This window comes from Pseudomonas sp. NFACC51 (assembly GCF_900103575.1).
GTDB lineage: Bacteria > Pseudomonadota > Gammaproteobacteria > Pseudomonadales > Pseudomonadaceae > Aquipseudomonas > Aquipseudomonas fluorescens_Q.
The window spans coordinates 33,190-46,559 of the sequence record NZ_FMXH01000004.1; the positions used below are offsets into that span (position 1 = coordinate 33,190).

At 62.8% G+C, this 13,370-nt stretch carries 12 protein-coding genes; 5 read left to right on the plus strand and 7 right to left on the minus strand.

Translation table 11 applies throughout. The features are described from left to right. Nucleotides 1-79 precede the first annotated feature (79 nt). Nucleotides 80-337 (plus strand): hypothetical protein, encoded by a 258-nt coding sequence (locus tag BLT00_RS09580; RefSeq protein ID WP_092146838.1) that lies wholly within the window; start codon nt 80-82, stop codon nt 335-337. 27 nt (nt 338-364) lie between these two features. On the opposite strand, the gene BLT00_RS09585 is transcribed toward BLT00_RS09580, so the two are convergent. Continuing rightward, nucleotides 365-1,333, minus strand: a complete 969-nt coding sequence (locus BLT00_RS09585) for a LysR family transcriptional regulator (RefSeq protein WP_003205334.1) — start codon at nt 1,331-1,333, stop codon at nt 365-367. Between the two features lie 316 nt (nt 1,334-1,649). Between BLT00_RS09585 and BLT00_RS09590 the strand changes: the two genes are divergently transcribed. The 4 genes from BLT00_RS09590 to BLT00_RS09605 are packed head-to-tail and all read left to right on the plus strand — an operon-like array spanning nt 1,650 to nt 6,507. Continuing rightward, nucleotides 1,650-3,215 carry an efflux transporter outer membrane subunit gene (locus tag BLT00_RS09590; protein WP_175456240.1) on the plus strand — a complete coding sequence of 522 codons (1,566 nt, stop codon included), beginning with the start codon at nt 1,650-1,652 and terminating at the stop codon, nt 3,213-3,215. Between the two features lie 11 nt (nt 3,216-3,226). After that, a complete protein-coding gene (locus tag BLT00_RS09595) occupies nt 3,227-5,443 on the plus strand; it encodes an FUSC family protein (RefSeq protein ID WP_092146962.1) in 2,217 nt (738 codons plus the stop codon). Then, nucleotides 5,433-5,633 (plus strand): DUF1656 domain-containing protein, encoded by a 201-nt coding sequence (locus BLT00_RS09600; RefSeq protein WP_003205331.1) that lies wholly within the window; start codon nt 5,433-5,435, stop codon nt 5,631-5,633. Before BLT00_RS09595 ends, BLT00_RS09600 begins: the two co-directional genes overlap by 11 nt. A gap of 10 nt (nt 5,634-5,643) precedes the next feature. Beyond that, complete coding sequence (locus BLT00_RS09605) at nt 5,644-6,507, plus strand: efflux RND transporter periplasmic adaptor subunit (RefSeq protein ID WP_063324497.1); 864 nt, start codon at nt 5,644-5,646, stop codon at nt 6,505-6,507. Nucleotides 6,508-6,707: 200 nt separating this feature from the next. Here the strand turns inward: BLT00_RS09605 and BLT00_RS09610 are convergent, their stop codons facing one another. The 6 genes from BLT00_RS09610 to BLT00_RS09635 form a co-directional block, all read right to left on the minus strand. Next, nucleotides 6,708-7,532 (minus strand): SDR family oxidoreductase, encoded by an 825-nt coding sequence (locus BLT00_RS09610; protein ID WP_092146840.1) that lies wholly within the window; start codon nt 7,530-7,532, stop codon nt 6,708-6,710. Between the two features lie 34 nt (nt 7,533-7,566). Continuing rightward, nucleotides 7,567-8,031, minus strand: a complete 465-nt coding sequence (locus BLT00_RS09615; protein ID WP_063324499.1) for a hypothetical protein — start codon at nt 8,029-8,031, stop codon at nt 7,567-7,569. Between the two features lie 170 nt (nt 8,032-8,201). Further along, nucleotides 8,202-9,653: a mannose-1-phosphate guanylyltransferase/mannose-6-phosphate isomerase gene (locus tag BLT00_RS09620; protein WP_092146842.1), complete on the minus strand. Its 1,452-nt coding sequence runs from the start codon at nt 9,651-9,653 to the stop codon at nt 8,202-8,204. Between the two features lie 150 nt (nt 9,654-9,803). Beyond that, a complete protein-coding gene (locus BLT00_RS09625; RefSeq protein WP_092146844.1) occupies nt 9,804-10,469 on the minus strand; it encodes an alginate O-acetyltransferase AlgF in 666 nt (221 codons plus the stop codon). A 14-nt stretch (nt 10,470-10,483) separates the two neighbouring features. Continuing rightward, nucleotides 10,484-11,659: an alginate O-acetyltransferase gene (locus BLT00_RS09630; protein ID WP_092146846.1), complete on the minus strand. Its 1,176-nt coding sequence runs from the start codon at nt 11,657-11,659 to the stop codon at nt 10,484-10,486. 11 nt (nt 11,660-11,670) lie between these two features. Then, nucleotides 11,671-13,236 (minus strand): MBOAT family O-acyltransferase, encoded by a 1,566-nt coding sequence (locus BLT00_RS09635; protein WP_063324503.1) that lies wholly within the window; start codon nt 13,234-13,236, stop codon nt 11,671-11,673. Between the last annotated feature and the right edge of the window lie 134 nt (nt 13,237-13,370).

The following is a 13,370-nucleotide window of genomic DNA, read 5'->3' on the forward strand; positions in this document are numbered from 1 at the left end:
GTGATATCGGGCAGGTATACTGCCGCCTTTCGCGGCTCGCCCTTCGGGCCCGACTTGCATGCATGACCCGGAGCCTCACATGACTTCCCCGACACCTTCGCCTGCGGATGAACTCCCCGGCGGCGAACAGGCCGATTTGTCCGACAGCGATGTTTCCTGCGCCGAGGACGCCAAAGCGGCGATCCCTGCCTTCAAATTCCCGTTCAAACCCGGTGAACTGGCTGCGGCCAAGGGCGCCGGCCAGCAGCCGTGGTACAAGAACGGCGCGAAGAATGGCCATACCAAAACCCCGGGCGCCGCGCCTCCCGGCACGCGTCGTTCGATGGGCAAGCGCTGACATCATCCTTCACGCACGGGGGCGACTTCAGTTCGCGACCCGTGCGCCTGCCAGGCTTCCACTCAATTCGTAAGCCGCCAGCTCAGACTGGTGCGCCGCGAGGATTTCAGGCAACGAGCCTCGCAGGTACTCGACCCAGGTCTTGATCTTCGCATCCAGGTATTGGCGCGACGGGTAGATGGCATAGAGGTTCAGTTCCTGGGAGCGGTAGTTGGGCATGACCCGCACTAGCGTGCCGTTGCGCAGGCCTTCGATGGCGGCGTACACCGGCAACACCCCCACGCCCATGCCGCTGGTGATCGCGGTTTTCATCGCATCGGCGGAATTCACCAGGAACGGTGAGCTATTGATGGTGACCATCTCCTGGCCTTCCGGGCCGTCGAACACCCATTTTTCCAGCGGAATGACCGGGCTGACCAGGCGCAGGCAGGCGTGGTTGAGCAGGTCGCCGGGTTTTTGCGGGCAGCCGCTGGCTTTCACATAGGCGGGCGATGCGCAGACGATGCTGTAGGTGATCCCCAGGCGCTGGGAGACGAAGCCCGAATCCGGCAACTCGCTGGCGAGCACGATGGAGACGTCGTAGCCCTCGTCAAGGATGTCCGGCACGCGGTTGGCCAGGGTCAGGTCGAAGGTCACATCCGGATGGGTCTTGCGATAACGGGCGATGGCGTCGATCACGAAATGCTGGCCGATGCCGGTCATCGTGTGGACCTTCAACTGCCCGGCCGGTCGGGCATGGGCGTCGCTGGCCTCGGCTTCCGCTTCTTCGACATAAGCCAGGATCTGCTCGCAACGCAACAAGTAGCGTTTACCTGCCTCGGTCAGGGCAATGCGGCGAGTGGTGCGGTTGAGCAGGCGGGTTTGCAGATGGGCTTCCAGGTTGGAAACCGCGCGCGAGATGTTGGCCGTCGTGGTGTCCAGTTGCGCGGCGGCAGCGGTGAAACTGCCAGCTTCGGCAACACAACTGAACGCGCGCATGTTTTGCAAGGTGTCCATGGAGGGCTCTCTTGGGAGGTGGCAAATTGTGACACGAAGTTACAGAGCAGCGGGACCCGACTAATGGATTATCGCGTTAACGGTAACAAAGATTCACAGAAAGGTCGGCTTATCGGCGGGGAGGGCGATGCCTAGAATTGCCACCAATCCTGGGTCACTGATTCCTGTGGGAGCGAGCTTGCTCGCGATGAGACCATCACATTCAACACCTGAAGTGAATGTTCGGACGCCATCGCGAGCAAGCTCGCTCCCACAAGTTTTGCGTTAACAGGCCGCCATCCTCGTCGTCATGCTCCATCTCAGGAATTTTGCGCAAGTGCCGCGTTGCATCAGCAGAGAGCTGAAGACTCTCAGTGTTTGGGTTCTGACATTAACCATCAGCGGGTGCATCGGGACAGGCGGGATTGGGCCGCAAAGCCAGGTACTGCCGGCCAATCAACTGGTCACCGATGCCGCCATCCGCGAGGCGGCTCGCGACGCCCGCTGGCCCACCCGTCAGTGGTGGCAAGCCTATGGTGATCGGCAGTTGGATCGCTGGGTCGACCTGGCCATGCAGGACAGCCCGAGCCTGGCCATGGCCGCCGCGCGGGTGCGCCAGGCGAAGGCCATGGCCGGGGTTGCCGAGGCTGCCGAGTCGCTGCAGATCAATGGCGAGGTGACCCTCAAGCGCCATAACTGGCCCACCGATCAGTTCTATGGCCCGGGCGAGCTGGCCGACACCACGACCTGGGACAACAATGCCGCCCTGGGCTTGAGCTACGCCCTGGACCTGTGGGGCCGCGAGCGCAATGCCAGCGAACGGGCGGTTGACCTGGCCCATGTCAGTGTCGCTGAGGCGCGCCAGGCGCAACTGGAACTGCAAAGCAACATCGTGCGTGCCTACATCCAGTTTTCGCTGCACTACGCCCAGCGCGATATCGTCGCCGCGACTCTCCACCAACAAGAGCAGATTCTCGACCTTGCGCAGAAACGCCTGGACGGCGGCATCGGCACCCATTTCGAAGTCAGCCAGGCCCAGGCACCAGTGCCCGAGAGCCATCGCCAACTCGACGCGCTGGACGAAGCCATCGCCTTGAGCCGTAATCAGTTGGCGGCCCTGGCCGGCAAGGGGCCGGGAGAGGGCGCGCAATTGCAACGTCCGACCCTGGCCCTCGGCGCGCCCTTGAAGCTGCCGTCGGCCTTGCCCGCCGAACTGCTCGGCCAGCGTCCGGATGTGGTTGCCGGGCGTTGGCAAGTAGCGGCCCAGGCCCGGGGTATCGATGTGGCCCGGGCCGGCTTCTATCCCAATGTCGACCTGGTGGGTAGCCTCGGCTACATGGCCACTGGCGGTGGGGCGCTGGAGTTTTTGACGGGTAAGAAGCTCACCTACAACGTCGGGCCGGCGATCACGTTGCCGATCTTCGACGGCGGACGCTTGCGTTCACAGCTGGGCGAGGCGGCGGCCGGTTATGACATCGCCGTAGCGCACTACAACCAGACACTGGTGAACGCCCTCAAGGGCATTTCCGACCAACTGATCCGCCGCCAATCCATGGACAAGCAGCAGGCTTTCGCTGCCGAATCGGTGGCCGCAGCCCAGCGCACCTACGACATCGCAATGGTGGCGTTCCAGCGCGGGCTCACCGACTACCTCAACGTGCTCAACGCCCAAAGCCTGTTGTTCAAGCAGCAACAGGTGCAACAGCAAGTGCAGGCGGCGCGCTTGAGTGCCCATGCCGACCTGGTGACGGCGCTGGGCGGCGGGCTTGAGGCCGGCAACGACAGCCCTGGCTTGAGCCATGCCCTGTGGCAAGGGAGCTTGCTCCCGCTGGACTGCGCGGCAGTCCCCTCAAGTGGGTGCTGCGCGCCCAAGCGGGAGCAAGCTCCCTCGCCACGATGCTGAGTCCTTTTCCTGTGACGTCTTTACTTGCCCCCGCACGCTGGTTGTACCGTCTTGAATGGCGCCGGGGTTTCTTCGACTGGGCCCGCAGCGACGGGGTGACCTGGGTCTATATCTTCAAGGTCCTGTTTGCCGCGTTCCTGACCTTGTGGTTGGCGATGCGCCTGGAGTTGCCGCAACCGCGCACGGCCATGATCACCGTGTTCATTGTCATGCAGCCCCAGAGCGGGCAGGTGTTCGCCAAGAGTTTCTACCGCTTCCTTGGCACCCTGGCCGGCTCGGCGGTGATGGTGGCGCTGATCGCCTTGTTTGCCCAGAACACCGAGCCGTTCCTCGCTTGCCTGGCGGCCTGGGTTGGCCTCTGTTCGGCAGGGGCGGCGCGATATCGCAATTTCCGGGCCTATGGTTTTGTGCTGGCCGGCTACACCGCGGCGATGATCGGCCTGCCGGCCCTGGCCCATCCGGAAGGCGCGTTCATGGCGGCGGTCTGGCGGGTGCTGGAGATTTCCCTGGGCATTCTCTGCTCCACCCTGGTCAGCGCCGCGATCCTGCCGCAAACCGCCAGTGCCGCCATGCGCAATGCCTTGTACCAGCGCTTTGGGGTATTTGCCCTGTTTGTCACCGATGGCCTGCGTGGGCGCAGCAAGCGCGAGACCTTCGAAGCGCGCAACGTGGGCTTCATTGCCGAGGCGGTGGGCCTGGAAAGCCTGCGCAGCGTGACCGTGTTCGAAGACCCGCACATGCGTCGGCGCAACGGCCGGCTCAGTCGCTTGAACAGCGAATTCATGGGCATCACCACCCGCTTCAACGCCTTGCACCAATTGCTGGAGCGCTTGCGCGGCAGCGCCGCGGATCATGTGGTAGACGCCATCAAGCCGGGCTTGCAAACGTTGGCCGAACTGCTCGACGGTTTCAGTGGCCGCGCCCTGACCGATGCCGATGCGGCCCGTCTGGCCGCGGCGCTGGCCGAGTACAAGGCCGAGCTGCCGGCCCAGGTGCGAAGGCTGCGGGCGCTGTTCCAGGAAACGGCGCCCAGTGATGGGCAGCAACTGGATTTCCATACCGCCTACGAGCTGCTTTATCGCTTCGTCGACGACTTGCACGGCTATGCCCTGACCCACGCCTCGCTGGCCGATCATCGCCACGAACGTGAACGCTGGGACGAACCGTTCGTGCCGCAGACCAACTGGCTGGCCGCCACGGCATCGGGTGTTCGCGCCGCCTTCATCCTGTTGGTGCTGGGCAGTTACTGGGTCGCCACGGCCTGGCCGAGCGGCGCGACCATGACGATGATCGCCGCCGCCACCGTGGGCTTGTCGGCCGCGACGCCGAACCCCAAGCGCATGGCTTTCCAGATGGCCTGCGGCACGTTGTTCGGGGCGTTGATCGGCTTTGTCGAGATGTTCTTCATCTTCCCGCTGATCGACGGCTTCCCTTTGCTCTGCGTGATGCTGGCGCCAGTGATCATGCTTGGTTCGTTCCTCAGCTCGCGGCCGAAATACGCCGGGGTCGGGCTGGGGCTGCTGATCTTTTTCAGCACCGGTTCGGTGCCGGACAACCTGACGGTCTACAACCCCTACGCCTTCATCAACGATTACATCGCGATGATCCTCGGCATGCTGGTGTGTGCCGCGGCCGGGGCAATCATCCTGCCGCCCAACAGTCGCTGGTTGTGGCGCCGGCTCGAGCAGGATTTGCGCGAGCAAGTGGTGTTTGCCATCAGTGGCAAGCTCAAGGGCCTGGCATCGAGCTTCGAAAGTGGTACCCGCGACTTGCTGCATCAGGCCTACGGGCTGGCGGCGGGGCAACCTCGAGTGCAACGGGACTTGCTGCGCTGGATGTTCGTGGTGCTGGAGGTCGGCCACGCGATTATCGAGTTGCGCAAGGAACAGGCGATTTTACCGGTGCATCCGGCGTATGCCGAAAGCCAACCGTGGCGCCAGGCGATTCGTGTGATGGGGCGGGCGCTGGTGCGGCTGTTCCGCCAACCGAGCCAGAGCAATCTGGAACGTGCCCTGGTGGCGGTGGACCATGCCATCGGCCGCGTGCAGGCCACCGACGAACCCTTCGCCCCGCATTTCGACACCTCGGCCCTGCGCCGCGTGAAAAGCTACCTGCATTTCATCCGCACCTCGTTGCTCGACCCGCAATCGCCATTGGCCGGCTATGCCATGCCGCATGCCATGCCGCCTGCCACACCGCTTCCCCAGGAACCTGAACATGCCCCGTGAGATCGCCTTCCATGGTGTGTACATGCCCACCATGACCTTGATGTTTTTCATCGCCGCCGGCCTGGCCTGGGCCTTGGACCGCTTCCTGTCGGGGCTGGACCTGTACCGCTTCTTCTGGCACCCGGCGTTGTTGCGCCTGAGTCTGTTTACCTGTCTGTTCGGCGCGCTGGCGCTGACGGTCTACCGTTGAGATCGATGCGATGAGAAAGTTTTTCAGCCTGCTGGCGACGCTGTTGGTTCTGGCCCTGGCGCTGTGGATCGGCCGTACGTTATGGGTCCATTACATGAACGAACCCTGGACCCGCGATGGGCGGATTCGGGCCGACATCATCAATGTGGCCGCCGATGTCAGTGGCGAGGTGGTCGAAGTGCCGGTGCGCGACAACCAATCGGTGAAAAAGGGCGACCTGTTGATGCGCATCGATCCTGAGCATTACCGCATCGCCGTGAAGCAGGCTCGCTCCCTGGTGGCGTCGCGCAAGGCCACTTGGGAGATGCGCAAGGTCAACGCCCATCGGCGTGCCGACCTGGACAGCCTGGTGATCTCCCGGGAAAACCGCGACGACGCCAGCAACATCGCCGACTCGGCCCTGGCCGATTACCAGCAGGCCCAGGCGCAATTGGAAGCCGCCGAGCTGAACCTGTCGCGCACCGAAGTCCGCGCGGCGGTGGACGGCTACGTCACCAACCTCAATGTGCACCGTGGCGACTACGCCCGCATCGGCGAGGCGAAGATGGCCGTGGTGGACATGAATTCGTTCTGGGTCTATGGCTTCTTCGAAGAGACCAAGTTGCCCAAGGTGCGGGTCGGCGATTCAGCGCAGTTGCAGTTGATGAGCGGTGAGATGCTCAAGGGGCATGTGGAAAGCATCTCCCGCGGCATCTACGATCGGGACAACCCCGAAAGCCGCGAACTGATCGCCGACGTGAACCCGACCTTCAACTGGGTTCGCCTGGCCCAGCGGGTGCCGGTGCGCATTCATCTCGATGAAGTACCCGACGGGGTGTTGCTGGCGGCGGGGATGACTTGCACGGTGGTGGTCGAGCCACAAACCGAGCGCTGAGGCGACGGTGGCCGGGGTGACAAAGAGGCTTGTCACCCCCATTCCTGTGGCGAGGGAGCTTGCTCCCGTTCGGCTGCGCAGCAGTCGTGTCCTGGACGCCACCCTTGATCTGTCGCACCGCAATGCCTGGTTGGGGGCGGCTTCGCCACCCAGCGGGAGCAAGCTCCCTCGCCACAACAGCAAAGCTCGCCAGCCCTTGGTTACAGCAGTCCACCCAACCCAAACCGCTTCATCAACCCCTTCTCCAGCAACCCCTTGGGCAGCCAGCTCGCCATCAACGGCAATGCCCGGCTGCCATTGCCCAGGCGCAGCAGGCGGGGCGGCCGGGGTTGTTGCACGGCCTTGAGCAGTCCGGCGGCGAACTCGCTGGCCGGGGTTGGTTTGTCCTGGGACGCCTTGGCCCGGGCGCGGATGCTGTCGCGCAGCGGCCACCAGGGCGATTGTTCGCTGATCAGCTGTTCGGCTTCGTGGCCGGCATTCTTGGCGAAGCTGGAGGCGATGGCGCCGGGTTGGACTTCCATCACGCGGATGCCGAACGGCGCCAGTTCCATGCGCAAGGCATCGCTCAAGGCATGCACCGCGGCCTTCGAGGCGCAGTAGGCCCCGGCAAACGGCGTGACCAGCACCCCGGAAACGCTGCCGATGTTCACCACCAGCCCCTTGGCCCGACGCAACACCGGGAACAGCGCGCGGGTGACCCCGACGATGGCGAACACGTTGGTTTCGAACTGACGCTGCATGGCCGGCACGCCACCGTCCAGAAGAGGGCCCATGGCGCCGTAGCCGGCATTGTTGACCAGCACATCCAGGCCGCCATGCTGCTGGTTGATCCGTTCGTTGAGTTGTTCCAGGGCCTGGCCGTCGTTGACGTCCAGTTGCACAGCGGTGAACCCGGCAGCGCTGAGCGTCGCTACGTCTTCAACCTTGCGCGCCGTGGCCCAGACTTGATAACCCGCAGTCTTGAAGGCGTCGGCGAGGGCGCGGCCAATGCCGCTGGAACATCCGGTAATCAGCGCAACAGGCATGGCGCATTCCTTGTGCAAAAAGTGGGGGGAGCAATCAGTTGGAAAAGCTGCCGTGCAATCGCTCGGCGCGAAACTCCAGGGTCTGCGGGCGATAACCCGGACGCAAGGGTGGCAGGGGCAGGCAGTCTTGCCAGTCAGCGCCGGCCTGCAATTGGCCGGGGCCCCGGTAGCGCGGTGCGTCGTAGGGGGTGTCGGCCAGGTTGATGGTGTCGCCAGGCGCATAGGCCGCGACCTGCCAGCGCAGTTCGATCAGCGGCACGTCATTGGTGTTTTTCAGGTTCAGCGACAGCGGACGGTCGGCGGGGCATTGTCCGGGGGTATAGGTAATGCGCATTTCCAGGCGCTCCAATTGCCGGGTCTCGCGGTTTTCCTGCCAGAGCACCCACGCAGCGACCAGCCCGAGACCGATGAACGCCGCCAGGGAGACCGGCAAGGCCTTGGCCGGGTAGCGCAACAGCAGGATGAGCCAGGTGATGACCAGCAAGACGCCGATAAGCATGGTGGAAGCCTCCGTTACCGTAGGCACATCCTACCGAAGGGGGCGGGCAATGTTGAAGCAATGATGCCTGCCCATCACCGACTGCAAAAAAAGCCCCCACCCAACTCACTGCGGATAGGGACGCAGTGGGCTGGATGGGGGCTTCTTGTACAGTTGATCGTTGTAGCTGGTTACTGTGCGATGGTCTTCACCGAGACGCCACGTTCGATCGGGGTGGAGCGACCGTAGATGTCTTCGAAACGCTCGATGTCGTCTTCGCCCAGGTAGCTGCCGGACTGCACTTCGATGATTTCCAGTGGGATCTTGCCCGGGTTGCGCAGGCGGTGGACCGACGCGATCGGGATGTAGGTCGACTGGTTTTCGCAGAGCAGGAACACGTTCTCGTCGCAGGTCACTTCGGCGGTGCCGCTGACCACGATCCAGTGTTCGGCACGGTGGTGGTGCATCTGCAGGGACAGGCACGCGCCCGGCTTGACCGAGATGTGCTTGACCTGGAAGCGACCGCCCATGTCCACCGAGTCATAGGAACCCCACGGACGATAGACCTCGCAGTGGTTCTGGGTCTCGGTGCGGCCCTGGGCGTTGAGGGTGTTGACCATCTGCTTGACGCCTTGGACCTTGTCCTTGTGGGCAATCATCATGGCGTCCTTGGTTTCGACCACCACGATGTTTTCCAGGCCGATCACCGACACCAGCTTGCCGTTGCCGTGGATCATGCAGTTGCGGCTGTCCTGGATCACCACGTCGCCCTTGGTGACGTTGCCGTTGGTGTCCTTTTCGTTGACTTCCCACAGCGACGCCCAGCAACCGACATCACTCCAACCGGCGGCCAGGGGAACCACGCAGGCGCGCTGGGTTTTTTCCATCACGGCGTAGTCGATGGAGTTGTCCGGGCAGCAGGCGAAGGTGGCTTCGTCGAAGGTAATGGTGTCGGCCGTCTGCTCACTGCGCTCCAGGGTCAGCAGGCAGGTGTCGTAGATGTCCGGATCGTGTTTTTTCAGCTCTTCGAGGAAGCGGCTGGCGCGGAACAGGAACATGCCGCTGTTCCAGAAATAACCGCCGGCCTCAAGGAACTCGGTGGCGCGCTTGGCGTCGGGTTTTTCGACGAAGTGCGAAACCCGGCTCACACCTTCAGGCAGCAGCGCATCGTTGGTCGACTTGATGTAGCCATAGCCGGTTTCCGGCTTGGTTGGCGGAACGCCGAACAGCACCATCTCGCCACGCTCGGCAGCCACGGTAGCGAGGGCCAGGGCGCGTTGCAGGGCCTTCTGGTCTTCGATCACGTGGTCGGCCGGCAGCACCAGCATCAGCTCGTCGCGACCTTCGTTGACCAGCATCATCGCGGTCAGCGCCACGGCCGGTGCGGTGTTACGCCCGAACGGTTCCATCAGGATGCGCTGGGCTTCAAGCTTACGGTTGCTCAACTGTTCGTTGACGATGAAGCGGTGGTCTTTGTTGCAGACCACGATCGGCGTGTCCATGCCTTCGAACACCAGGCGCTCGAGGGTCTGCTGGAACAGGGTGTGTTCACCGGTCAGGGCCAGGAACTGTTTAGGGAATTGCTTGCGCGAAAGCGGCCAAAGACGTGAGCCACTACCACCTGACAAGATCACCGGAATCATGTTTGTTACTCCTTGAAGCGAAATGGTTGTTAGAGCTACTGCGTTCTGTCGTTTCACTCTCTTGTTGTTGTTCCTGCGGCAGTGGCGAGCCTCAAGCTTCAAGCTGCAAGTAAAAGCTTGCCGCTTGAAGCTAGAAGCTCGCCGCTGCTCTTATCGTGTCGACACCGGGCGTTTCACCCACACTGGCGACAGGCTGCTGCCTGAGCCTGTGACGTACAGCACGGCCGCTTCGCCGCGCTCCAGGGCCACGGGCTTGAGGTCGCCGACTTTCTTGTCGCCTTCGAACAGTGCCAGGGTCACTTTCACCGGGTTGATTTCACGCTCGCCACGGCCCTTGGCCGCGACGTTCGGTACCACTTCGGTCTTGCCATCGGCGGTCTTGAGGGTCAGGGCCTTGTCGGTGAGGTTCTGCACGCGGACCAGGGACTTCTGCTTGTTCTTGAACGGCGGTTCTTCGATCAACTGAGGCTGGCCGGTGGCGTTGTTGACCAGGGTGTAGTAGTGATCGGGGGCCAGTTTGACCGGGACGGTCTGGCTGCCGACCTTGGCGTTGTAGTCACCGCCCGGCATGAAGCTGAAGTCGCTGCTGGCCAGTGGGGCCACTTCGTTGAGGTTGGTGCTGCCGACGGTGGCGCTGACTTCGGCGTTGCTGGCGTTGTAGATACGTACGAAACTCGAGCCTTTTGGCGCGACCGGACCGTACAGGGCCGAGTCACCGGCAAAGGCGGACAATGAGAGGGCGCTCATGCTGGCGACGAGGGCAACAGCCTTGAAGGAGCGAGCAGCGAGACGGCGAGGAGTAGTGTTGAAAGTCATGGTGGACCTCTCTTTCAGTTTTGCGCCCGGTCGGGCGTCTCGGATGGGGTGTTGGCGGCTACGTTCTGTTGGCGCGCGCCGGCTTGCTTGAGCTCTGCGACCCACTGTGGGTCGGCGTCGCCGATTTCGTTGTTCACGGGCAGATAACGTTCAGGGAACTCCCAGATCAGCACCTGTGGCGGGCTGTTCTTGAAGGCATCACTCTTGAGGTAGCTGAGCATCGGCAGGATCGGGCCATGGCCGTCCTCGGCGTAGTTGATGACGTCGCTGTGCAGGGCTTGCTTGAGTGCACCGACGAAGTTCCAGTTGGGGTTGGCGCTGTAGCTCGTGCCGATCAGGGCCACGGGCACCTGGGCGTCGGCGAACAGCGCGTCGTCGCTGGCTGGCTGGTCGTCGGCTTCGCGGGTGTTGCGCTTGACCAGCGGCTCCTGGGCGGGCATCAGGTTTTCGAACAGCGGGTCCAGGGGCAGGAACTGGCGCAGGTCACCCTTGTGGGTGATTTTTTCCGCAGGCTCAGTGACGAAGCGCTGTGGTTCGCCATTGAGCGGCGCCTTTTCCGCGATGGCCTTGGCCAGGTTCTCGGCAGCGACCTGGGCACCTTCCGGGGTCCAGTGGGTGTCGGTGCGCAGGAACACTTGCTGGCCGCCTTGCTTGGCCTGTTGCAGCGGGCCGAGCAGGTCAGGCGCGAGGATCTTGTCGGCCGCCACGCGAGCATGGAAATCCTGGTAGAGATTGGCGTGAATGCTCGATGGCTTCACGTCACCCAGGTGCTCGGGGTACAGCCGCGCCTTGGCCGGCAGGATCGCCATGACCAGGGTGATGCCTTGTTCCTTGAGCTTCTGGCGCACGCCTTCGACCAGCGCGTAGTTGCCTTGCAGGTTCAGCTCTTCGTTGACGATCGGGTTGAACTCCTCGTCGCTGTACAGCCACTGGTCACGGCCCAGGACCACGCCCTTGCGGCCTTCGTTGAACAGCTTGTAGTCCAGCGCAGCCCAGATGTTGGTGCCCAGGCGCTTGATCGGGAACTCGTCGTCGTAGTGCGTTTCCACGGCCTTGGCCCAGCGCCCGTTGAGCACGGTGGCGTCGGGGTTGGTGCTGAAGCCGAAGAAGCTGCGCATCGACCACAGGCCCAGCGCTGTCAGGATCAGCATGAACAGTGCGATGTAAAAGATGCGTAATGAGCGGGTCATGTTCAGATCCCTCAGAACTGGAAGTAAAGGAACGGCGAGAAGCTCTGCGCCGAGAGTTTGAGAATCGAAGCGATGAACAGCAGCAGCACCAGGGCGCGCATCACGTAGCGCGACCAGTCCACGGTCCAGTAGGCCGGTTGCACCTGGGCTTCGACACCCACGGTGTAGCCCGGCTCATGGATCGTCGATGGGTTGTCACCCGGTACGGCCTTGATCATCCCCGGTTGTGCGGTGGCCGGGCCGTTGGCCTCGGTATTGACCTCAGGCTTGGTCTTGACCGGTGGACGGTTGGTGTAGAAGTCCCGCAGGCCGAAGAAGGCGAGGGTGATGTAGGCCACCACCAGCGTGGCGATCTGCAGGCCGGTGAGGTTGGCGCGGGTCAGTTCCGACAGCGACCAGTCGCCGAAGCTGAACATGGCAGCGTACATGCGACCGGCCACGTGCAGGTTCTCGGCCCGGAAGATCACCCAGCCCATCACCACCAGCAGGAAGGTCAGCGCCCAGCGGATCGGGTTGATGCTGCGTGGCGTGGTGTTGATGCCCACCGCTTTTTCGATGGCCAGCCACATGCCGTGCCAGGCACCCCAGATCACGTAGGTGATGTTCGCGCCGTGCCACAGACCACCGAGCAGCATGGTCAGGAACAGGTTGCGATAGGTCATCAGCGTGCCTTTGCGGTTACCGCCCAGGGTGATGTAGAGGTAGTCGCGCAGCCAAGTGGACAGGCTGATGTGCCAGCGGCGCCAGAACTCGGTGATCGACTGGCTGATGTAGGGCTGCTTGAAGTTTTCCATGAAACGGAAACCCATCATCAGGCCCAGGCCGATGGCCATGTCGCTGTAGCCGGAGAAGTCGAAGTACAGCTGCGCGGTATAGGCCAGGGCGCCGAGCCAGGCATCGCCCGTGGTCGGGTTCTGCAAGGCGAAGCAATGGTCGGCCACCACCGCCAGGGTGTCGGCGATGAACACTTTCTTGATGAAGCCCTGCATGAAGCGGGTGCAGCCTTCGGAGAACTTGTCCAGCGTGTGGGTACGGTTGTTGAACTGGTCGGCCAGGTCGCGGAAACGCAACACAGGGCCGGCGATCAGGTGCGGGAAAATCGCCACGAACGCTGCGAAGTCGATCAGGTTGCGGGTCGCCGGCGTGTCACCGCGATAGACGTCGATGATGTAGCTGATGGACTCGAAGATGTAGAACGAGATCCCGATCGGCAACAGCACATGGGTCAGGATGAACGGGTTGAGGCCAAAGCTGGTGATGATTGCGTTGAGGCTGTCCACGCCGAAGTTGGCGTACTTGAAGTAGCCCAGGATGGCCAAATCCACGCCCACGCCGAGCAACAGCCAGCGTTGGGCCGGTTTGGTCCGCACACCGGCGGCACCGACTTTCAGGCCGATCCAGTAGTTCCACAAGGTGACGCCGGCGAACAGCGCCAGGAAGTCCACCCGCCACCAGGCATAGAACACGTAGCTGGCGATCAGCAGCAGCAGGTTGCGATAGCGTTGCCCGCTCAAGTAGTACAAGCCGAGAAAGATCGGCAAGAACAGAAACAGGAACACATTGGATGAAAATACCATCCCGATCTCTCCATGTTGAATCAACAGTCAAGGGCCAGAGCCCCCCCAAACCCCCCCATGAAAACCGGGTGGTTGATTACATTTCCGACACTTACCTGTGGCGAGGGAGCTTGCTCCCGCTCGGCTGCGAAGCA